At 46.9% G+C, this 20,063-nt stretch carries 26 protein-coding genes and 1 pseudogene; 8 read left to right on the plus strand and 19 right to left on the minus strand.

Annotated features, from left to right (window positions below; translation table 11 throughout):
• Positions 1–254: 254 nt before the first annotated feature.
• On the plus strand, positions 255–470 hold the full coding sequence (locus ACKKE8_RS25825) for a hypothetical protein (protein WP_409175538.1): 216 nt from the start codon (positions 255–257) through the stop codon (positions 468–470).
• On the opposite strand, the gene ACKKE8_RS25830 is transcribed toward ACKKE8_RS25825, so the two are convergent.
• The 5 genes from ACKKE8_RS25830 to ACKKE8_RS25850 all read right to left on the minus strand — a co-directional run bounded on the left by ACKKE8_RS25830 (position 467) and on the right by ACKKE8_RS25850 (position 4,842).
• Entirely contained in the window at positions 467–1,540 is a 1,074-nt protein-coding gene (locus ACKKE8_RS25830; RefSeq protein ID WP_409175539.1) for a DNA cytosine methyltransferase, read from the minus strand. The two genes, ACKKE8_RS25825 and ACKKE8_RS25830, sit on opposite strands and share 4 nt — an antisense overlap.
• A 275-nt stretch (positions 1,541–1,815) precedes the next feature.
• On the minus strand, positions 1,816–2,412 hold the full coding sequence (locus ACKKE8_RS25835; RefSeq protein WP_409175540.1) for a sulfite oxidase-like oxidoreductase: 597 nt from the start codon (positions 2,410–2,412) through the stop codon (positions 1,816–1,818).
• Between the two features lie 30 nt (positions 2,413–2,442).
• Complete coding sequence (locus tag ACKKE8_RS25840; protein WP_409175541.1) at positions 2,443–2,874, minus strand: CoA-binding protein; 432 nt, start codon at positions 2,872–2,874, stop codon at positions 2,443–2,445.
• A gap of 47 nt (positions 2,875–2,921) precedes the next feature.
• Positions 2,922–4,418 (minus strand): leucyl aminopeptidase, encoded by a 1,497-nt coding sequence (locus ACKKE8_RS25845; protein WP_409175542.1) that lies wholly within the window; start codon positions 4,416–4,418, stop codon positions 2,922–2,924.
• Between the two features lie 49 nt (positions 4,419–4,467).
• Positions 4,468–4,842, minus strand: coding sequence for a DUF309 domain-containing protein (locus ACKKE8_RS25850; protein WP_017251328.1), 375 nt, complete (start codon positions 4,840–4,842; stop codon positions 4,468–4,470).
• Between the two features lie 153 nt (positions 4,843–4,995).
• On the opposite strand from ACKKE8_RS25850, the gene ACKKE8_RS25855 reads away from it, so the two are divergent.
• The gene (locus ACKKE8_RS25855) at positions 4,996–5,472 is read left to right on the plus strand and encodes a divergent PAP2 family protein (RefSeq protein ID WP_047074924.1); all 477 of its coding nucleotides are present in this window, start codon (positions 4,996–4,998) and stop codon (positions 5,470–5,472) included.
• A 12-nt stretch (positions 5,473–5,484) separates the two neighbouring features.
• A complete protein-coding gene (locus tag ACKKE8_RS25860) occupies positions 5,485–6,255 on the plus strand; it encodes a cobalamin-binding protein (protein WP_409175543.1) in 771 nt (256 codons plus the stop codon).
• 89 nt (positions 6,256–6,344) lie between these two features.
• Here the strand turns inward: ACKKE8_RS25860 and ACKKE8_RS25865 are convergent, their stop codons facing one another.
• The 6 genes from ACKKE8_RS25865 to ACKKE8_RS25890 all read right to left on the minus strand — a co-directional run bounded on the left by ACKKE8_RS25865 (position 6,345) and on the right by ACKKE8_RS25890 (position 9,918).
• Positions 6,345–6,980, minus strand: a complete 636-nt coding sequence (locus ACKKE8_RS25865; protein ID WP_409175544.1) for a 3D domain-containing protein — start codon at positions 6,978–6,980, stop codon at positions 6,345–6,347.
• 159 nt (positions 6,981–7,139) lie between these two features.
• A complete protein-coding gene (locus tag ACKKE8_RS25870; RefSeq protein WP_017251331.1) occupies positions 7,140–7,400 on the minus strand; it encodes a YuiB family protein in 261 nt (86 codons plus the stop codon).
• A 204-nt stretch (positions 7,401–7,604) separates the two neighbouring features.
• Positions 7,605–7,748, minus strand: a complete 144-nt coding sequence (locus ACKKE8_RS25875) for a YuiA family protein (RefSeq protein ID WP_173616474.1) — start codon at positions 7,746–7,748, stop codon at positions 7,605–7,607.
• Positions 7,749–7,928: 180 nt separating this feature from the next.
• Entirely contained in the window at positions 7,929–8,405 is a 477-nt protein-coding gene (locus ACKKE8_RS25880) for an NUDIX domain-containing protein (RefSeq protein WP_173616475.1), read from the minus strand.
• Positions 8,406–8,471: 66 nt separating this feature from the next.
• Positions 8,472–8,723: a hypothetical protein gene (locus ACKKE8_RS25885; RefSeq protein ID WP_017251334.1), complete on the minus strand. Its 252-nt coding sequence runs from the start codon at positions 8,721–8,723 to the stop codon at positions 8,472–8,474.
• A 4-nt stretch (positions 8,724–8,727) separates the two neighbouring features.
• The gene (locus ACKKE8_RS25890) at positions 8,728–9,918 is read right to left on the minus strand and encodes an NAD(P)/FAD-dependent oxidoreductase (protein WP_409175545.1); all 1,191 of its coding nucleotides are present in this window, start codon (positions 9,916–9,918) and stop codon (positions 8,728–8,730) included.
• A gap of 348 nt (positions 9,919–10,266) precedes the next feature.
• Between ACKKE8_RS25890 and ACKKE8_RS25895 the strand changes: the two genes are divergently transcribed.
• Complete coding sequence (locus ACKKE8_RS25895) at positions 10,267–11,277, plus strand: NAD(P)/FAD-dependent oxidoreductase (protein WP_017251337.1); 1,011 nt, start codon at positions 10,267–10,269, stop codon at positions 11,275–11,277.
• A 111-nt stretch (positions 11,278–11,388) separates the two neighbouring features.
• Entirely contained in the window at positions 11,389–11,679 is a 291-nt protein-coding gene (locus tag ACKKE8_RS25900; protein ID WP_409175546.1) for a hypothetical protein, read from the plus strand.
• Between the two features lie 30 nt (positions 11,680–11,709).
• Here ACKKE8_RS25900 and ACKKE8_RS25905 read toward each other — a convergent pair whose 3' ends face one another.
• The 4 genes from ACKKE8_RS25905 to ACKKE8_RS25920 form a co-directional block, all read right to left on the minus strand.
• Complete coding sequence (locus ACKKE8_RS25905; protein ID WP_409175547.1) at positions 11,710–12,330, minus strand: hypothetical protein; 621 nt, start codon at positions 12,328–12,330, stop codon at positions 11,710–11,712.
• 43 nt (positions 12,331–12,373) lie between these two features.
• The gene (locus ACKKE8_RS25910; protein ID WP_409175548.1) at positions 12,374–12,733 is read right to left on the minus strand and encodes a hypothetical protein; all 360 of its coding nucleotides are present in this window, start codon (positions 12,731–12,733) and stop codon (positions 12,374–12,376) included.
• A 400-nt stretch (positions 12,734–13,133) separates the two neighbouring features.
• Positions 13,134–13,517 (minus strand): cupredoxin domain-containing protein, encoded by a 384-nt coding sequence (locus ACKKE8_RS25915; RefSeq protein WP_409175549.1) that lies wholly within the window; start codon positions 13,515–13,517, stop codon positions 13,134–13,136.
• 120 nt (positions 13,518–13,637) lie between these two features.
• Entirely contained in the window at positions 13,638–14,432 is a 795-nt protein-coding gene (locus ACKKE8_RS25920; RefSeq protein WP_409175550.1) for a metallophosphoesterase, read from the minus strand.
• Between the two features lie 55 nt (positions 14,433–14,487).
• On the opposite strand from ACKKE8_RS25920, the gene ACKKE8_RS25925 reads away from it, so the two are divergent.
• Positions 14,488–15,069 carry a hypothetical protein gene (locus ACKKE8_RS25925; RefSeq protein WP_409175551.1) on the plus strand — a complete coding sequence of 194 codons (582 nt, stop codon included), beginning with the start codon at positions 14,488–14,490 and terminating at the stop codon, positions 15,067–15,069.
• 24 nt (positions 15,070–15,093) lie between these two features.
• Here the strand turns inward: ACKKE8_RS25925 and ACKKE8_RS25930 are convergent, their stop codons facing one another.
• The 4 genes from ACKKE8_RS25930 to ACKKE8_RS25945 form a co-directional block, all read right to left on the minus strand.
• On the minus strand, positions 15,094–16,584 hold the full coding sequence (locus tag ACKKE8_RS25930; protein WP_409175552.1) for a DUF4153 domain-containing protein: 1,491 nt from the start codon (positions 16,582–16,584) through the stop codon (positions 15,094–15,096).
• 110 nt (positions 16,585–16,694) lie between these two features.
• Positions 16,695–17,612 carry a hypothetical protein gene (locus tag ACKKE8_RS25935; protein ID WP_409175553.1) on the minus strand — a complete coding sequence of 306 codons (918 nt, stop codon included), beginning with the start codon at positions 17,610–17,612 and terminating at the stop codon, positions 16,695–16,697.
• The gene (locus ACKKE8_RS25940) at positions 17,587–18,171 is read right to left on the minus strand and encodes an RNA polymerase sigma factor (RefSeq protein WP_409175554.1); all 585 of its coding nucleotides are present in this window, start codon (positions 18,169–18,171) and stop codon (positions 17,587–17,589) included. The genes ACKKE8_RS25935 and ACKKE8_RS25940 overlap by 26 nt, the downstream gene beginning before the upstream one ends.
• 6 nt (positions 18,172–18,177) lie before the next feature.
• The gene (locus ACKKE8_RS25945; protein ID WP_409175555.1) at positions 18,178–18,606 is read right to left on the minus strand and encodes a hypothetical protein; all 429 of its coding nucleotides are present in this window, start codon (positions 18,604–18,606) and stop codon (positions 18,178–18,180) included.
• 236 nt (positions 18,607–18,842) lie between these two features.
• Between ACKKE8_RS25945 and ACKKE8_RS25950 the strand changes: the two are divergent.
• Positions 18,843–19,031, plus strand: a pseudogene (locus ACKKE8_RS25950) (IS1595 family transposase); the annotation flags it as partial.
• 99 nt (positions 19,032–19,130) lie between these two features.
• Positions 19,131–19,658 (plus strand): GNAT family N-acetyltransferase, encoded by a 528-nt coding sequence (locus ACKKE8_RS25955; protein WP_409175556.1) that lies wholly within the window; start codon positions 19,131–19,133, stop codon positions 19,656–19,658.
• Positions 19,659–20,063: the final 405 nt, after the last annotated feature.

Here is a 20,063-nt window from a genome sequence, read left to right on the forward strand (position 1 = left end):
GGTTCCTATCAGTTGCTGCATGTATCTATATGGGCTTCATAGATGATTCCCCTGGTCATGCTGATAAGTGGATTGGATTGTTTGCGATTGCGACAACAAAGATGATGTGGTCGGATCTTAAAAAATGGCTTGCGTTGAGAAATAGTCGCAAAACAGAATTGTCGAAAGGTCCTAATTAACATATTAGAGCTTTTGTTCCTATCTTTTTTGTTCCAGTCTCCTCGTGGCATAATGATGACGAAGAAGTTGGTCACGTGGAAAAGTCATTTTATTACTCGGTCGAATGGTCTGAAGTCAGCTATTTGAAAGAGGCCTTGGATGCTATGGAGATACCCTATGCCATTGAACAAGATTCCGACCGTCTACAGCTTGATGCTAGTCATGTTGCCATCGTGTTTCCTGACCTTCCTGTTCGTGTGTATGGAGGCGTCCACGAACTGTTTGGTAGTCATGGACGCCGATATCCTTAGTGAACCAATGCTGGGACTTCTACTCTGTCAGAATCGACCCAAATATCTTCCCAACTCAATTCGAATCCAACGTTTGCTTCTGCCTTCGCTGCTGCCAAAAGGATCACTTTACCCATTGCCTCTGCCGATGCTGGCGGTACTGCGTTCCCGATATACTCCCGGGCCTTCGCATCGCTGCAACCTTCCAACTGGAACGGACGACCATCAGGCAAGTGTGTATCGAAGCCTTGAAGCATTGCCAGCTCGTATGTCGTGAGCGGCCTATGCCATGTCCCATCCTCGGCAATGATGATCCAAACGCCTCGGTCTGTATCAACTGGGACTGGTCGTGGATCAGCAACGGCAGAGGAGCCCGAGTGTACATCGCTGCTGCCCGTGACCGTTGGGGATGTCGCTTCCCATGCGGTTACGCCCATCGTTCCCGAGCGCGGGCTGCATGTCATTCTAACGTCAGCTACGAGCTGTGCGCCGCTCTGTACATCCGTTACGCCTGTCACTGTTGCCGCTGGCTGATCCATAGATTGCATGCGGTACTTATCCGTATAAAGTCCTGGTCGATCGGAAATACGTGGATCGCTGATAATTTTGCCGCTGCCGGCTGAATGACTTCCTGTCGTGACAGTGGGTGAAGTTGTTTCCCATTCGTTCACTTTATAGGCTCCATCGTGATATTGATTAACAACTCTTGGATCGCTAATGCTGGCAGCCGATTGCATGATTCGAGAAGCAGAGCGAACCGTTTTGGAAGCACTACCCCATTCCTGCACGCCATAGCTATCGGGATGTAACTTTGTCATCACTTTCGGATCAGCGACAGCGATTGCACCGCTGCCAAACCTTGTCCCTGTCACGCATGGAGCCGTTTCATCTGGCCCAACAATCCGGTATACGCCCGGGTGTCGTCCTTCAACGATGTTTGAGCTTTGGATCGGAAATGCTTGCAGCTCCGTTTGATGGCCCCACAGCTCCAGTGATGCAATCCGCTGGTTGCTCAAACGATTGCACTCGATATAGATTCGCTTTCCCCGCACCGTTAATCGAAAGCCTCGGGTCAGATTATGCAGACACACCGTTGCTTCTACCGGGGCCTGCTGTGCTAGTTACGGTGCGCCCTGTGTTATTCCAGTCCTCAACACCCCATGCCCCACTGCGTGGCTCGTGAATGATTCTGTATTGCTCATATGGGATGTTCTGTAGGTCTCGCCAGTCTCCGCCTGCTTTAAAGTGCAAGGCGTACCCACGTTTTCCATTCGAGGCAAGGTGGTCCTGGTCGAAGGGTAGCATGCAAAATTAAATCATTTGAAACGAATTAAGAGGCGGATAATCACCGCCTCTTTTCTTCCAATCAATCCCAAGCAAACCTCTGCTCTTTCCAGGGATCGCCATACATATTATACCCATTCTTCTCCCAAAACCCTTGCTTGTCTTTCTCCATAAACTCAATCCCACGCACCCACTTGGCGCTTTTCCAGAAGTAGAGATGCGGGATGACAAAGCGCAGCGGCCAGCCGTGCTCAGGGGTCAAATCCTCGCCGTTATGTTTCGTGGCGAACAGATTGCCGTTTTTCATGAAGTCGACAAGCGGAATGTTCACAGTCCATCCGTGCTCAGCGTGCAGCATGATGTACTTCGCTTCCGGCTTTACCTTTACCAGCTTCAGAACTTCCTCCACCGGAATGCCTTCCCATTCATTGTCCAGCTTGCTCCAGCCTGTCACGCAGTGAATATCGTTGGTCGTACCGCCTTTTGGCAGAGCCATCATTTGTTCGTAGGTCAGTGTTACTTCTTCTTCGACGAGACCGAAAAGGCGAAAACTCCACTCCGTAGACAGATCTGTATATTCGGGAACCTCTCCATAGTGCAGGACGGGAAAGCCTGTCGTCTGTTTTTGATTCGGTGGAATGCGATCGCGCTTGGTATCTGCCGCAGGGTTGATAAACATGTTGTTTCCACTCCCTCGATTGTCAGTCTCTTATTTTCCGACCCGCAAAAGGGCGTGATCTACCTTGATGCACATATCCTGCACAACCTCGATGCCTTGATCTGCAACCAATTTAGCCGCTTCTTCGTTGGCAATGCCTTGTTGCATCCAGAACACTTTTGGCTTGTTCTGCATTTTCAATGCTTCCTCTGCAACAGGCATCATGTCTTCGCTGCGGCGGAACACATTGACGATGTCGACTGGCTGATCAATCTCAGACAGGCTGGCAAGTACTTTTTCACCCAAAACCGTTTCACCCGCGATGACAGGATTGACCGGGATGATTGTGTAGCCAGCGTTCTGCATGGCTTGCGATACCATATAGCTGGTGCGGTCCGGTTTGTTGGAGAGACCCACTACCGCGATCGTTTTTGCATCCTCCAGCAGTTGACGACGTGCTTCGTTGCTTGGATTTTGTGCCATGTGAAAACACTCCTTTTTTATTTTGAAATGGGATATGGAACTACCTCTTATTCACTACGACTGGAAACGAATTCAACGATGGTCCGCGTCATCGATCCGGTACCGCCAGCTGGTTGCATGTCGCCAGCACTTGCTGTGTACGCCGTTCCCGCGATGTCCAGATGTACCCACGGTGTGTCGCCAACGAATTCTTGCAGGAAAACACCGCCGATAATGCCATGGCCATAACGTCCACCCGAGTTTTTCAAATCGGCAAAGCGGCTCTTGTTCAGGCTGCGGTATTCATCGAAGGTCGGGAGTTGCCACAAGCGCTCACCCGCGACGTCTGCTGCATTCATCAGCTCATCCAACAGTGCTTTGTCATTGGTCATGGCGCCAGAGCAGAAATGACCGAGCGCTACCACGATACCACCTGTCAAGGTAGCGGCATCCACCAGGCAAGACACACCTTGCTCTTTTGCATAGGTGATGCAATCAGCCAGTACGAGACGACCTTCTGCGTCTGTCGTAATGATCTCTACCGTTTTGCCGCTCATGGTCGTGATGACATCCCCTGGACGGAATGCCGTTCCGGATGGCATGTTTTCCACGGTACCGACGACAGCCAGTACGTTTACTTTTGGTTTAATCTGTCCCAGTGCCTCCAATGCGCCGATCATCGTAGCCGCTCCACCCATGTCCGACTTCATGTCTTCCATGCCCGCTACTGGCTTGATGGAGATTCCACCTGTATCAAATGTCACGCCTTTACCGATCAAGCCAATGACATCGTCCCACGTGTCTCTTCCTTGGTATTTGACTGCGACGACATAAGGCTCAAGCTCGCTGCCTTTCGCTACAGAAAGCACTCCGCCCATCCCCAGCTCTTCCAGCTTCGCTTTTTCCATGACTTCTACAGTCATGCCATAGCGCTCTGCTACCTCGACCATCGCATTCTTCAAAGCACGTGGAGTCAAGTAGTTAGCTGGTTCATTGACGAGCGTGCGCGCCAGATTCGTCCCGGATACGAGCGCCGAACCACGTGCAACACCTGCCTGTACCAATGAAGCATCGGCATCTGCTGACAAAATTTGCACCGTCGTGATTGGGTCAAACTCACGCTTTGCTTTTTGACGGTAGCCCTCGTAATTGTATTCGGCAAGACCAAAGGCTTCCGTAACTGCCTGCGCCAGACGGTCAGCACTCAGATGCTCTGTTGTTGGCAAATCAATCACCACTGTTTTGCCGTTGCCTTTTCCCACAACCGTTTTGGCTGCACGTCCCCATGCATTTCGGGCTGCGACGAAATCAAATTTCCCTGGTTCACCCATCCCGACGATCAACAGTTTTTTCGCAGCTACGTTGTTCATTCCGTGAACAACCGTAATTTCCTTTGCCTCACCTGTAATTTCCTTGTCCTGCTGCAAGCCACTCAAACTGCCTCCAAAAGCTTCGTCCAATTCCGGGTATACTTGCGAGATCTCCTCACCCTTCCATAGCGGGACAATCAGTTCATCACAAGCGATATTCACAAGCTGTATGCGTTTTTCTACTGCTACTTTCATATACTCTTCCCTCTTTCTGTGTGGTAGGATACTATATGGGCACATTTGTTTAACATGATGTGTCGACATATAAGCGCAAGGGTGGAAACGTCATGGCTTTTGCCTCTGTGTAAGAAATGACATCCTTTTCCGGCAACAATTTCTCGCATTCATCTATGTAACGAAGAACTCTTGTTACGTCCAGTCCCCAATGAACTGGCTGGTAACGGGTCAAATACTTTCGTGCATTGCCTAACATCCAGCGAGCACCTTTTATATTGCCGTACTCTTGGTGATACAGTCCGACTGACAATTGCAGCAATCCTTGCAAAAACTTGTCTGACTTATCTTCCATCCAGATGTCTTCCAACAGATCGTGGCATTCGTAGTATTCGCCATCATTGAATTTTTCAATGAACTGTAAATACTGCTCGGGATACCCCATGGATGCATGCCTCCGTTTCGAACCTTCCGTCTTCATGGTAACACAGATTGGCAATGACTTTACATCCAAACAAAAACTTCACGGATTAAGACAACGCCCTTCTGTTACAATAATCCTAGAGATAAGCGCACAGTAGAAAGGAATGGATTTTCCGTGGCGGATTTTTTTGAAAACTTCCCCTTATGGGCAGCACTGCTAGCCATAGGGATCGCCCAATTTATCAAAATTCCCCTCCATTTTTTTGCAACGAAAACGTGGCAATGGTCACTGCTCATGAGTACAGGCGGTATGCCCAGCTCCCACTCTTCTGCCGTGACAGCACTATCCACAGCCGTGGGACTGCGTGAGGGCTTTGGCAGCAACATGTTCGCTATTTCTGCCATTCTCGGTGTGATCGTGATGTTTGATGCCGCAGGTGTCCGCCGCCATGCCGGTATGCAAGCCGTTGTCTTAAATAAGCTGGTCGATGAATTCAACCACCTGTTAGAAGGAATGAAATCGTTAAAAGTACGCCCTAACCAGGAAAAAGCAAAAAAACTGAAAGAACTGCTCGGTCATCAACCGATCGAGGTATTGATCGGCGGTTGGTTAGGCGTCATGATTGCGTTATTGCTCCATCCGTTTTTTTAAAGGAGGGCTCCCATGCGCATTGTTTCCATCTGTCCCAGCAATACCGAAATCCTCTATTATATAGGCCTGCGTGAGCATGTCGTCGGTTTGGATGATCACTCTGACTGGCCGCAGGAGTGGCAGCATCTCCCCCGGGTTGGACCCGATCTGACAATCGATATGGACCTGGTCGCTGCCCTCCAACCGGATCTGGTCGTAGCGTCACTCTCTGTTCCTGGTATGGAGAAAAATATAGAGGCTCTGCGCGATAGAGACATTCCTCATATCGTCCTGAACCCTTCCCGGATCGCAGAAATCGCTCATGATATCCGACTCGTCGGTGAAGCGACAGGAACACAGAGGCAAGCCGAGCAGCTTGCGGTTCAATTTGACGAAACCATTGAAAGCATCCGACAAAAGGCAGCGAAGTACACTCAACGCCCGAAGCTGTACTGGGAATGGTGGCCGAATCCCATCTACACACCTGGTCAGGAAAACTGGTTGACCGATGTAAGTGAGATTGCGGGTGCCACCAATATTTTTGCAGACTATCCTGTCGCGAACGTCAAGGCTACGCGGGAAATGGTCATGGAACGCAATCCCGACCATATTTGCGTCGTCTGGTGCGGAATTGAACTGAAGCGAATCAAGCCTGACATGATCACAAACCGCCCAGAGTGGTTGAACATGACCGCTATTCGAAACAATCAGGTTCATTTGTTGGAAGAAGGCCTATATTGCCGCCCTTCTCCTCGCATTTTGGAAGGACTGGAGAAGCTGGTTAATTTGATTCATACAAAATGACACAAAAAACGTTCAAAGCTTCTGCCTTGAACGTTTTTTCTTTTTTCTTTCATGCCACCGATGCGGCATCCATTCGTTTTCGTTAGTTGCTATTCAGTTTGTTGTTTGCCGCTGACGGGTTCCGCCATGGCTGCTATTCCTTTTTCATTCAAGCTATTCAGAAAAGCTTCCGTTACCTTGCCTTCGCCTTTTTTTACGATGTACACGTCCACTGATTTTTTCCCCCATTGCGAGAATACGTCCTGCTTGGTCTCGAAATACAGGTCAATCTTATGGCCGCGAATCGCTCCACCCTTGTCAGCTACAACGCCATATCCATAACCGGGAATGTACAAAACGGTCCCCAGCGGGAAAACACGCAAATCAGCTGCAATCGTGGAATAGTCGTCTCTACGTACTTTTACACCTGAATATGTAATGCCATAGGACGGGTGAGATGGATTTTTGCCCGTCGATTCGTATCCAGCATAGTAGCCAGTCGCTACTACACGTACTTTTGGATATTGATCGTGAAATACTTCCGCTTTATCAATCACTTGAGTAAGAGAACTGGCAGATACCGTCCGTTTTTTGACGACACGTTGCCCCTCTTTCGTTTCCTTGATTCCAAAAGTAGATGAGACACCGTGGTCTCCCACAACATTATAGCTGTATCCATCGCTTGCGAAGGCCGTCAAGACCAGGATGAACAGCGCGACGATATTTACGAACTGCTTCCCATTCATTTCTTGGTAAACCTCCTCTCGTTTCTAGTCATGTCCCGACGAGGAGGAAAGTATACACAAATTTTGGGTGATTACAGAAATATTCAGTCAGTTGCACGTTTTTCCAATAAAATGCCAAAAGAAAAACAGGCCCGAAACAAAGGCCTGCTTGTACTTGTTTTAAAACATTCGATATCCTTTTTTGCGTAGCGTTTGAATGGTCCAGCCACTCGCCACTGTACCTGCCATGCCGCAGCCCAGAATGAGCGAATCCCAAATTCCCGGAACGATTTGTTGATAGACAAGTGCACCTACGACAACACCAACGCCGATCACAACAGGAAACCATGTCGTTTTCAAAATCATGTTTAAAATAAACCCAATGCCAAACCCTAGCACGGAGAACAGAACAATGGATACCATAAATTGCATCAAGTTCATCGACGAAAAAGACCTCCTGCCACCTTCTCCACCTTTTGCCACTGCTTTATGCAAATACAGGAAAGACGGGCTATTTTCGGTATTAAGTGTAGCAAAAAGGCGAGGGATCGGTCAATAAGAGAAGCCTATCGTATGTGTTGCCTGCTGACAGAAAAAACCGCCGATGCATTCGCTTCGACGGTTTCTATGCGAGGTCCTTAATCATTATTGATGAGAAGAAACAGCTTCCTTCTGAGCTTCCTGTGTACCAGCTCCGTCACAGTTTGGGCAATTCTCCGAGCCCCCCAGGAGCAGTTGGAAATACCCTTGGCCATGGCAGTACGGGCACTGTTCTTGTTTTTGTCTCATGTTGAGCTCCCCTTTCGGCATACATGCGTGAGAATTAATTGCATGTATTTTCTGATTATTTTGATGTATCTAACTATATCAGAATCTCCCCTTGGTTCACAATGCAGTTCATTGCGAAAAACCTTAAAAAAACCGCAATGTAAGCGGAAACATTGCAGTTTATCTAGCTTATTCGCAGTATTACTTAAAGATTTTATAGGAAGTGTATTGAAAAATGGGATCGATATCAAACGATTGACCTGTCATTCCCTGCTCCCGTTTGATGTAGTCCGGTAATATGATTTTTAAATAAGTCGATGACAGCGGGTCATGAAGCAGCTCTTGTATCGGCATAAATCTCGCCTCGGCGATCTCACCTTCCTGCGGGCGAGGTTCTCCCCCTATGTAATCCATCCAAAAAACGACCATATTGTCGCTAATGGACTCTCGAATGACACCTGACCGAATTCCCGCTACTTGTCGTACGACTGCCTCGACACCCGTTTCTTCCAGTACCTCACGCACTGCTGCTTCATCTACAGTCTCGCCCTCCTGCACAAATCCCGCTGGAAAGGACCATTGCCCTTTTAGTCCGCTGTACGTTTTTTTGACAACCAGTGCTTCTTGCCCGCGAATGACGATCCCGCAGGCGCCTAGCCAAACCTTCCCTTCGCGCATCCAACTCTCTCCTTCCCATGTCCTAGCTAAACGAAACCCCCGGCTCTTCTTCGCCGGGGGTACCTATCAATCATCCTCGTCATCAAGGAGCCCATTATCGATCATGTATCGCAGATTTTCCCGATCCCTCTCGCGGCCCTTTTCCTTGAGCCGGTCGATGGCAGGCAGGATGAGAATATCTACTTCACGCTGTACATGCCATGCCAAATCGTGTCGCCCCTGTTCCTCCAGAAAAGCTCCCACTTCCATCAAGGCATTGTACCGATCCATCTCTTCGCGGACCATGAGCCCCCGGACTTGAATGCTCGCGTGACGCATCGTTTTACAGCTTTACTTTCTTCAATGCGAGACCGACGCCGCCAATTTTGTACAAGTAGCGCAGGTCGCTTGCTTTTTTCATCATGGCTGCTGTGCTGCCGAACAGCTTTTTCGAACCAACTTGCCCGATGCCCTCACCTTTTCCAAGAGAGGCCAGTGTCCCTTGCAGATGCGGGATGAATTTTTGAGGTAGATCCCCACGAACCAATGCAGCGAGATTCTCACCCAGCGTCTCGCCTTCCTGTACCGCGATTTGCGCAGTTGGCGGGTACGGACGTCCTTCTTCGTTGAAAATCAAGGCACAATCCCCTACGACAAAAACATTCTCATGACCAGGCGCACGCAAGTATTCGTCTACCTTGACGCGACCGCGCATGACTTCGAAGCCTGCTTTTTCCACGATGCTGTTGCCTCGGACACCTGCTGCCCAAACCACCGTCTTCGATTTGATTTCTTCTCCGGTAGCCAACAGTACGCCATCCGGGGTACACTGCTTGATTGGTGTTCCAATTTTGAACTCGATGCCTTTTCTCTCCAAAACATCTATTGCGTATTGGATCAGCTCTGGATCAAAGCCAGGCAATGCAGTTGGCGCTGCCTCAATGCAGTAGACTTTCACCAGTTCTGGATCGACATCAAATTCTCGGCACAGCTCTGGCAGACGATCGCCGAGCTCTCCACAAAACTCAATGCCTGTAAAGCCAGCTCCACCCACAACAAACGTGAGGTAGTCCGTACGATCCGGCTCATTTTTAAATTTGGAGAACATGTATTCAATGTGCTCGCGAATATTGCGGACTGCATTGATGCTGCGAATGCTAAACGCATGCTCCTTGAGTCCCTCAATTCCGAACGTTTCTGGCTCGCTGCCCAATCCGATGACGAGATAGTCATACGACAGCACCTCGCCATTTTCGAGCGTGACGGTCTGCTCCTCTGGCTGAATGGCTTGCACCGTTCCTTTGACAAAGTTGACTTTGTCCTTGTTCAATATGCCATCCAGACTGACGCGGGCATGATCCGCTGGTGCTGTACCAGCAGCCGGCTCATGTAGCCAAGTCGTGATGTAGTGATAGTTGTGCTTGTTGACCAAGGTGATTTCTGCCTCATTGTAGTTGAGCTTTTTCTGTAGCTGCAACGTTGTGAGCAAACCACCGTATCCAGCGCCAAGAATCAGGATTTTGGGTGTACCCATCAGTATCCCTTCCAATCATGTATGATGTCATTGTTCATGGTAACTTAAGGAAGATTGTGCGATTTTTCACGTGGTCTGGTACAAATTAAGATGCCCCATTTCATGATCCGTGTAGTATCGGAATTATTGCCCTGTGATGCCATCCGAACCACTCTGTGAAAAAATGCACAAAGTCAGACGTAGAAAAATGTGACAATTTCTTTACAGTCATCCTCATCTTATCGGCTACCGATTGGATTTGCAAGGTTTTTTTGCCTATCATCTTTCGAATTTCTCTCCTGTTTTTCCACTTGTATGGGTTATAATGGTTGAGGAGTTCGCTTACGATTAATTCGGAGGTGCTTTGGATTGAATTTTCTGCAAAAGGACGAGCAAATCTACGACATTACGATCATTGGTGGCGGCCCTGCCGGGTTATTTACCGCTTTTTACGGCGGGATGAGGCAGGCCAGTGTAAAAATCATTGAGAGCATGCCCCAGCTAGGCGGGCAATTATCCGCTCTTTATCCGGAGAAGTACATATATGATGTAGCCGGATTTCCAAAGGTTTTGGCACAAGATTTGATCAATAATCTGAAAGATCAGATATCCCGCTTTCAGCAAACCGTATGCTTGGAAGAGAAAGTGGAAAATGTCGTAAAAAAAGTAGACGATGTGTTTGAAATCACAACGGACAAAGGCACTCACTACTCCAAATCCGTAATCATCACTGCTGGGGTAGGAGCGTTCGAACCTCGCAGGCTGGAACACCCAGATGCCGTCAAATATGAAAAATCCAATCTGCACTATTTTGTTACCGATCTGAACTCCTTCAAGGGACAGCGTGTAGCTGTTATTGGCGGCGGTGATTCCGCTCTGGACTGGTCCCTCATGCTAGAACCTATCGCAAAAGAAGTATACCTCATCCATCGCAGAGACAAGTTCCGCGCACATGAACACAGCGTAGAAATGCTCATGTCCTCCAAAGTAAACGTCACGACACCTTACGAAATTGCAGCTCTGCACGGCGAGGAGCGCATCGAAAAACTCACGCTGGCCAATTGCACGACAAAAGAAGAAGTCGATCTGGAAGTTGACGCAGTCATTGTCAACTTCGGCTTCATCTCCTCTCTCGGTCCCATCAAGAACTGGGGGCTTGAGCTCGAAAAAGGCTCCATCGTGGTCGATACCCGCATGGAATCAAACATTCCAGGTATTTTCGCAGCAGGCGATATCGCAACCTATCCTGGTAAGGTCAAGCTGATTGCTGTCGGATTTGGTGAGGCCCCTACCGCTGTGAACAACGCGGTTTCCTACTTTAATCCGGATGCCAAATTGCAGCCTGGTCATTCTTCCAGCATGGACAACTTCAAATCGTAAAAATGTTTGGTCCCTGTTGTTGCCTCCAATGGCTGCGACAGGGATTTTTCATTCCATTGCATAACCGCTTTTGTTCACGTGCAAAGTAGGAAAGCGAGGAGGCGATACGCTTTGAATCATCTCTGCCCAGTTTGCAATGGCTTCACACCACTCCAACAAACCTGTTCAACGTGCGGTCAAGCTCTGCAGGATGCAGGCCGTCTGTATGACTTTTATGGGAGCTACAGCCCGTACCGGGAGATAGACGATGCCAAGATGGACAACGGTTATATAGATCGTACGCGCCACCAATGCATCCATACAGGCTGGTGTCCCTCCTGCCAAACCGAACAGATGGTCTTCCTGGATGAATGGACCCCTGCTATGCTTGTAACCGATATGGAAAAGGACGCGTACCAGTAAGTCGGTCACGTCCTTTTTTTGTTCGAGACGTTATTTTTTCTTCATGGCCAGCTTTTCCGCCATGCGAGAATTGTTTGTTTGCATTTGTTCCAGCATTTGTTGGAGTGACTCCTTAATCTTGGCTGTATCGCCAGATTCAATCGCCGAGTCAAAAGCTTCGTGTGTTTTTTTCATTTGCTCGATCCGAGCTTTTCGGGCGTCACGCTCTTCTTTTGGACCCATGTTTTTGTCTTTCCATTCCTGGAATTGCTTTTCCATCTGTTCGTTGGTGATTTCGCCCTTTTTCACTTGTTCATTCAGCTTGTTGATCAGTTGCTTTCGTTCTTCACGCTTTGCCTGCCATTTCGGGTCGTCACTCAGCGTTTCGAACTCGCTCATTAACCGATCGCGTTCTTTAAAAGCTGCCTGCCATTTCTCCACACTATCCGGTGCATATTTTTCCGCTAGCAAGAGCATGTACATTTTTTGATGAACGCCTCTGTTTGAGCTGTGTCGCACCTTCATGTGCTGCTCTCCATGCTCATCATGGCTGTGAGTCGGCTTGATCACCTGGGCAACTGTTGCAGATACATCTTGGGCCAATGCAACACCTGGCATGGCGAGGCCCATTACCAGCGCTGTTGTCAACATTCCTTGCTTCCACATCTTCATACGATTCACTCCTTCTTCTTAGAAAACGTCTATGATTGATCCGTTAAAAAGGGCTCAACTCTTCTCTATCCAGCCCCAATAGCTTTACAAGGCCCATTTGCTCGAGATCACTTTTTGTTTTTTCGGTGCCATACTGATAAATGAGTTGGTAGATGGCTCGCAGGTTGTCATCGTATTCGTCGTTGTCCCGATCCGGCATGTCAGACCATAGTGTATGCCCGTGCATCCACATCATGAAATCGCCATGCATGCAGTTATTGAACAAATCGCGCATCATCTCGACTTGTACATCGGTCGCTTCGATTTCAAAATCGTACGTGGCAGAGCCTTTTTCATCGCGGATTTCCGCCACTGTCGTTCCTGCTTGCAAGGTCACGTAGTAGTGTTTCTTATCCAGTGTCACTCATCTCCTTTTTGGATCGCATGACCGACTTGAAAACTTTTCCTCCTTACCATGTGCAAAAATCGCGAAAACATGTATATGACAAGCAAAAAAGCCCTCCGTCATGGTGCTGTGGGAGGACTTTTACCTGCTAGCTTCTCACTTGTATGCTACGATCGATCTTCTTTTCGCAAATTATGTCCAGTGTTCTCTCCTGTTTTCGGGGGAGTGCTGCGTGAGCCGGCGGATGCTTCCGTTGGGCGTTTGTCTTTGTTGTTGTGCTTGGACATGAGGTTTCCTCCCTTACTCGATGAGTGGCTGCCCTTGTAGTATGTCCCCACCTGTGAAATGAAAAAACACCTTGACCCGCTATGCAGGCCAAAGTGCTTGTTTGTTGTTTTATTTCAAAAAGAGATTCGAATTATTTCACGACTAGTTTTGCTGCCATTTTGCCATGATCCGGTCCACAGATCACGTTGCAAAAGATGGTGTACTCACCAGCTGTATCGATTTTCATCGTTTTGCTGCCATCTTTTTGCATGTCTACATCCAGCCCTTGGATACCAATACCGTGAAAGCCTTCTGTCGACTTGAAGTTGATCGTGAACTCTTCGCCAGCTTTTACTTCAAAGGTTTCTTGATTGAATTTCCAGTTACTAGCTTCGATATTCACTTGTGTGCCGGTAGTCGCTGCAGGAGCCGCCGCATCCGTGCTAGCAGCTTGATCCTTGCCTCCACCGCATGCTGTAATCAACATCGCAGACAATGCAACTGAAGAAACCAACAGACCCCACTTCTTGTTCACTTTTGACCCCTTCTTTCTTCTTTTTCTACACTTCCATCTTACTCGATGAAATCAATCCAAAATCTGGAATCGTGTGAACGAACAGTGACGAATTGGGGAACGATTGATGAACACGAGCGTTCATGATTGATTGATCGTGTAAACGGTGATCTCTGGAAAGCAATTCAGTCGGATTGGCAGTCTTGAAGTACCAAGCCCGCGACTGATGCCAAATACACCAACGGATTGATCGTCTTTTTGCCCCACATGAAAATGCTTGTAGGCACCAACAGTCCGATTGAACAAACGAACTTGTCCCCCATGAGTATGTCCGCTCAAGAGAAGGTCAGCTTTCAAACCCTCGTTGTGAATCAATGAGATTATATTGGGAGAGTGAGCTAAAAAGATCGTCAAGTTCGCCCGCTGGATCCCTTGTTCTGGACGCCGTTCATTGCCGTAAATCGAATTATCGAAGCCGTATATCCAAATGCGACTGCCGTCCTTTTCGATCACGGTACTCTCGTTTTCCAACACTGTCATTACCTGTTGCCAAGCCTCTTTTTGGGAATGGGAACCAGCAGCGGAATAGGCCTTTTTGCGAAATCTTCCTGCTTCTCTCTCGTAATTGCCAGGGACGAAGACTAGCCCATCCTCGCTCTTTATTTTCGCAAGTTCATTCAACACACGCGTCAACTGCCCGCTGTGCTGTGTCAAATCTCCCGTCACCATCACCAAATCCGGATCGTGGACATTCACCAGTTTGTGCAACTCTCCATTCCAAAACCGTGTTCGCCCATGAGGATCGGAAAGATGAACCAATGTAAGTGGGGGGACAGAAGGGATCGTCAGCTTCACTGTCGATGTTTTGACATAAGTCGTATGGTAGGCAAGAAAGATTATTCCCACCAGGATACACAAAATTATCGTCGTCATCATTTTCGGAACAATCCTCTCTTTTCCCCGTCCTATAGATTAGAGGAGTGGATCAGTGGTGATATTTAGGAACGCTCAAGGTATTCTTACATTTTTCTCGTTCGTGATTCTATTCACCTTTTTCATGCAGCCCTTTCCTGCGTCGGCCTGTAGTTGTGCCAGACCTCCTGACCCTTTAACAGCAAAGGATCAGTCTGCTGCTGTATTTACAGGCAAGGTACTTCAGGTGGATGAGCGAACAGACTGGCTTCGTTGGCTTCCCTTTTGGGATAAACCAGAGCGAGGGGGTTTTGATGTTATTTTCGAGGTGCAGTCCACATGGAAAGGAGTGGATCAGACACAAGTTCAGATTGTCACCAGCGGTCTTGGAGGTGGATGCGGTATTCCTTTTCAACCAGGTCAAGAATATCTTGTCTATGCCTCTTATTGGGAGCTAAATGAGCTAGAAACCAACATTTGTACACGTACAGCCCTAAAAGCAGACGCACGGGAAGACTTGCAAGCATTGGGGTCTGGTACAGTGCCTGTCCGTTCAGCAAATCTCGATTGGAATCATTATTTATCCACAGGGATTGTCATCATCATCGTAGGAGGAATCTTGTTCTATCTCTTTTTGTTCCAAACAAAACGGAGACGATAACTTCATCGTCTCCGTCCTCTACTTTCATTTAAGATATACTTTTGCCCGATACTCCGAGAGATTAAAGGACTGCCAACTATTGTCCTCGTACAAAATCTCTTTCCGCTCCTGCAGCATCTCCATAAACCTCTCTTCTACCTTTTTATCCCGCACAAGCTCCATAACCACTGGTATGGCGTCATAAGACAGCTCGCTCAAATACTCGATATCGATTTGTCCAGTCGCATGATAGCGCTGTACATTGTTTTTGGCAATGATGACGTCCATATTGATGTAATTCAGAATGACGTAACTCACTAGTGTCACAATCGCGTAATACTTGATCAGGGAGAAACCGTCGCGCCAAATTTTCAAGAGAGCAATGATAAACAGCACAAACAGAAAAATCATGAAAACGTGAGCTAACAGCCGCGTATGCGTATACCCGTAAGCATCCTCATACAGCGAGAGGCGAAAATAGGCGGACACGAGCATGAAACCCGTGCAAATCGTCAGCATACTCAGCAAAATTTGAATGATCCGGTAGAGCATTGGTTTTGCCCGTGATGCAAAGTGCATCGTGCATAGGAGAATCAAGAAATTAATAACGGTGACCGTCACCAGCTCATTGAAGCCATTTCTAGCATACTCGGCGTACGTCAATTCATCTGGTAAAACTCGCTTCGCCCCGCTGAACAAATACGATATCTGAATGTATGTAAACGCTGTGTACACCATATTGATGATCGCCAGAATCGTCACAAGGATAACCCCGTCCCAGACAATCTTTTTGTCATCTTCGGGCATAGGCAATTCCACTACTTCTTCTCGTTTCCCGAAAAGAGAATACATATAGGCAAACACAAGGATCGTCATGATCGCGATTAGCACCATTCGAAAGATTGCTTCAAGTGAATGGACATCAATCACCCTTCGCGGTATTTGACCCAGAAAATGTCCAAACACACTATCCGCATTCGAGAGCAAGGAGAGTACAATCACCAGTAGAGGCACCGAGATGCCGATTCCGATGAAAACCTTCTTCATCACCCCATACTTCTCCTGGTTCACCCTACCCTTGATCCATTCCTTTGCCAGCCTAAATGGCAGGCGCGTATACTTCGGGGTGTAAAGAAGCAATGTCTCCATCATCTCCATGAAAAATCCTGCCTCGTACCATTTCGCTTGATGACACTTGGTGATCAGGATCGTTTGGATCACGAATAAAAACGGAATCAGTAACAGATTGAACAGGTGAAAATGCGGATTGGAAAATAGAAAAAACGTAAAGACCAATAGAAAAATCGGTAGCGTCCATATCCAGTTGAATACTTGCTTTCGAGAAAAGCGTATATGAATGCGTTGCCTGGCCTGCCAAATAAAAAGACTGTACAAGCCGATTACGAACAATAGATAAGAGATGCCCACTCCTTTACCGTAAAACATCCAGTCAAACAGTAAGCCGATCCCAAATGCCCCCAGTAATAGCCACTGTAAGCCTTTTTGTTCTTGCGTAACATCAGCCAATTTCTTCACTCCTTACATTGACTTTTTGCCCAAAAATAACAAGAGCAGACTCCATAAAAGAGCTGCTCTTGTAAGTACGTGCAAAATTGGTTAAATGTTACAATTTTAATCTGACGGTATCACTTTAAATTCTCAGCAATCGCCAATAATTCTTCTTTCGTCAACGCTGGATTATTGGCACCCACTTCGATGAGCCTATTTTTATCCTCTTGATAAACCTGTACCTCTTTTTGTTCTTTTCCGTCCAATAGCTTCTTGGCCACATACATTCCCTCGTATTTTTGCACTTTCACTTTTTCGACAATTGCATCCTCTCCTGCTTGTTGTTCGATCCATTTCACACCCTCAAGGTTCGTGATGGCGATGTACACGTCCCCGTCGGTCTCGGCTCCTTCACTCCCTTTGTACAACGTAAAGACTCTATTTATTGTCGGCTTAGGAGATACTTTTCGCATGACAATTTGTTTATTGTCCTTCTCCGCCTCCTTGTGCATTTCTGCGAATAACTCTGGTTGGCTATAATCAAATGGATACTCGACATGTCCTTTTACGAATTTGTAGCCACCCGCTACCTCTGCCGGTACCTCATAAAAGCTACCCACTTCTTTTTGCAACGGGGGTGTGGTCAGATGTTCAACAGGAATATACGTGAAGGAAACACGTTTTTTCGGATTATGAGGGCCGGGTATATATACTGCTGCCCCTTCTCCTGGCTGAAGCGAATTTCGAGCATCTTCAAAGGTTTTAATACTTTCAGGGCTACTTTTTTCTAATGGAGTAGCAGTCTGCTGTACCTTCACTACTGCTTCCCCTTTTTCATTTTTCAATTCGTATACCTTCATGGCTGCATAGGCGGATGTTCCCCCAAACACAAGAATCGCCGCGACAAGTAATCCCAATCTTTTTTTCACTTGCTTCCCCTCCGACCTCATTTTTTGTTCCTTGATTTTTTGAAGGACCTGATCCTTGACATCGAAATCATCGGCGGCTGCTAGTAACTGCTGTTTCCATTCATCGGGTTGCTGAGATCGAGTCATGTCTATCACCGCCTTCACTCACGAGCATGTAAGATTTACATTTTTTCAATGCTCGCTCATACTGTTTTCGCAGCGTAGCTGGCTTTGTATCAAACAACAAGGCCAGCTCGTCGTAGCTGCGTTCTTCCACCACACGCAAGATCAGGAGATTCCGCTCCTTTACGGATAGCTTTGAGATAGCTACATGAAGAGGGTTGTTCAAATACTCGGTATCTTCTACCTTCTTTTCTCCCTCATGGCGACTGACTGTCTGAATCCCCGCTCGCAAAAAAGTGACCACGCGATTCAACTTCGCTCTGTTTAAGAGGTTCAGACAATGATGATACGCAATCTTATACATCCATGCCGAAAAAGAAACGATGTGCCGATAGCTGTCCAGCTGCTCGAATGCTTTCAAGAAAACCTCCTGAACAGCATCCTCCGCTTCCTGTCGATGTCCCAGCATGTGGTAGCAGTATACGAACAACGGCTTTTGCATCGCATCGATGATCAAACCAAACTGGTCGATATCCCCGGCTCTTACCTCCTTTAGCACTTGCTCCATTTCGTTATGATCCAAGCCCTCTCACCTCCGATTCGCACGTATAACAAACGAGGGCGTCATTTTGTGACATGTTGCCGCAAAAAAATCCATACAAAAGTATGGATTCCTTGTGTTATTTCCACTGAACCTTGTAAAGCTGTTTATCTCTACAATCGTATCGCTCTTCAAGTCCATGATTTTCTCTGTTTTATCTGAAGCGAGTTGTGTCCGGTATAAAGCTTTGTCGCTGTCCAGATAGAAAATGTTGTCACCTACGACATCAACGATCTTTCCCTTGATTTGCTTGCTATCTTGCAAGTACTTACCCTCCTTGGAAATCAGCACATGCCGAGAGCTGCTATCCACGTAGGCAATCGCGTCCGTATAAACCTCAAAGCTGCCGCCCTTGCTGACATCTATTTTCGTGTCATCTTCGGTAAGCTTCGTTTTTTCGGTCCCATCCAGCTTCATTTGTTTCCGGCGTGCTGTTACCCTGCTTTACCTTGTAAAGAGAGCTTTTTTGCAGCCCTTTTTCCGCTGCTGGATCGTTGACCTGCAAGCGATTTGGTCATAGTTGATCTGAGACGTATTATCCTCCGGTCGAAATCAATGTCTGTCTTCTTGAGCGAAACAATTTCACCAACTCTGCAAAAAGTATCAATTTCTAGAATTAGCATGGCCGCTTTTACCTAATTATACCATTGTAACGCTGGATCGACCTCTCTAATGGACTTGCAACCAAGTATTTACAACATTATTTAGCTTGGTTCCGTTATATAGATAGTAAAGAATATGAGAATACAGCGTCGAATAAGAAGAATATGTTCGTCGTCTCTTGCCTGTTTAATGAAATGAGACAAATACTAAACTTCAAACAACAGCTTTTTCTTGACTGAACGGGCAGAATCTTGCAGAAAATCTGTTATAATTTTACTGTAAGTTGAAGATCAAAAACATGAAGATCGGTTCATACAACATAAATTCAGGGGGTAATAATGGTTGCGATAATTCAAATGAAACTCGAAGATTCTTACAGAATACATGATATTGACCGTTCAGAAACAATAGATCTGATTTACAAATGCAAGAACGGAGTTCTTGAGGAAATTACAGCAGGACATGAATGCCCAAATTGGAAAGAAGATGATTATTATGAAATAATTTCGCGGTACGAATATGAACTCAAAAACGGTGGGACAGCTTTTGGAGCGTACAACGGGGATAAATTGGTTGGGTTCGGAGTCTTAGCTCATAAGTTTAGGGGTAAAGAGAATAACCAACTTCAGATTGACCTGATGTATGTTACACGGGAATACCGAAGACAAGGAATTGGTAGCCAAATTTTGGACGCATTAAGTAAAGTGGCAATTCAAAAAGGGGCGAAGTACCTATATATATCTTCAACTGAAACTGACTCTGCGGTAAAGTTTTATTCAAGTTATGGTTCTACAATTACATCAGAAATAGATGAGGAGTTATTTGAAAAAGAACCTTATGACATTCATATGATAAAGAAGCTTTAGCACGACAAAAGCAGGATTTTATTGTAGTGAGATATCAAATCGCTCACCAAACGGGAAATCAACGTCCTGGCGAATCAATTTTACGTTCATAATCGGATTTACAGTCGCGGATACTCAGTATCCGCCTGCCGCCTCCCAATTGGTGTACGTTTTGCGCGCTTCTTCAACACCATAAGAAAAAGCCTCCTCAACGGTATTTTTACGCAATCCACCGTTAAGAAGGCCGTTATCTACAACCCTAAAACGTACATTTCGGGGTTGTTATTGTACATTCGCGCGATTGATAATCCGCAGATATTCGGGTGCAATCCTCAACCTACGGCAGACTTCCCGAAAAATTCCGGTTAGGCTACCGATTAGGCTCCGGTCAGATCACCGGAACCAAAAAACGTTGATATGCCGCCA

Origin of the sequence: Brevibacillus fortis (assembly GCF_046196545.1) — a bacterium.
Classification (GTDB): Bacteria; Bacillota; Bacilli; order Brevibacillales; family Brevibacillaceae; genus Brevibacillus; species Brevibacillus fortis_A.

Coding starts and splice junctions, on each gene's coding strand:
- ACKKE8_RS25945 (WP_409175555.1), bottom strand. CDS start 18,606: ATGAAGCTGGATGGGACCGAAAAAACGAAGCTTACCGAAGATGACACG.
- ACKKE8_RS25835 (WP_409175540.1), bottom strand. CDS start 2,412: ATGTTTATCAACCCTGCGGCAGATACCAAGCGCGATCGCATTCCACCG.
- ACKKE8_RS25875 (WP_173616474.1), bottom strand. CDS start 7,748: ATGAGACAAAAACAAGAACAGTGCCCGTACTGCCATGGCCAAGGGTAT.
- ACKKE8_RS25845 (WP_409175542.1), bottom strand. CDS start 4,418: ATGAAAGTAGCAGTAGAAAAACGCATACAGCTTGTGAATATCGCTTGT.
- ACKKE8_RS25920 (WP_409175550.1), bottom strand. CDS start 14,432: ATGATGACGACGATAATTTTGTGTATCCTGGTGGGAATAATCTTTCTT.
- ACKKE8_RS25860 (WP_409175543.1), top strand. CDS start 5,485: ATGCGCATTGTTTCCATCTGTCCCAGCAATACCGAAATCCTCTATTAT.
- ACKKE8_RS25935 (WP_409175553.1), bottom strand. CDS start 17,612: ATGACTCGATCTCAGCAACCCGATGAATGGAAACAGCAGTTACTAGCA.
- ACKKE8_RS25890 (WP_409175545.1), bottom strand. CDS start 9,918: ATGGGTACACCCAAAATCCTGATTCTTGGCGCTGGATACGGTGGTTTG.
- ACKKE8_RS25955 (WP_409175556.1), top strand. CDS start 19,131: ATGGTTGCGATAATTCAAATGAAACTCGAAGATTCTTACAGAATACAT.
- ACKKE8_RS25885 (WP_017251334.1), bottom strand. CDS start 8,723: ATGCGTCACGCGAGCATTCAAGTCCGGGGGCTCATGGTCCGCGAAGAG.
- ACKKE8_RS25840 (WP_409175541.1), bottom strand. CDS start 2,874: ATGGCACAAAATCCAAGCAACGAAGCACGTCGTCAACTGCTGGAGGAT.
- ACKKE8_RS25865 (WP_409175544.1), bottom strand. CDS start 6,980: ATGAATGGGAAGCAGTTCGTAAATATCGTCGCGCTGTTCATCCTGGTC.
- ACKKE8_RS25850 (WP_017251328.1), bottom strand. CDS start 4,842: ATGGGGTATCCCGAGCAGTATTTACAGTTCATTGAAAAATTCAATGAT.
- ACKKE8_RS25880 (WP_173616475.1), bottom strand. CDS start 8,405: ATGCGCGAAGGGAAGGTTTGGCTAGGCGCCTGCGGGATCGTCATTCGC.
- ACKKE8_RS25905 (WP_409175547.1), bottom strand. CDS start 12,330: ATGAAGATGTGGAAGCAAGGAATGTTGACAACAGCGCTGGTAATGGGC.
- ACKKE8_RS25870 (WP_017251331.1), bottom strand. CDS start 7,400: ATGAACTTGATGCAATTTATGGTATCCATTGTTCTGTTCTCCGTGCTA.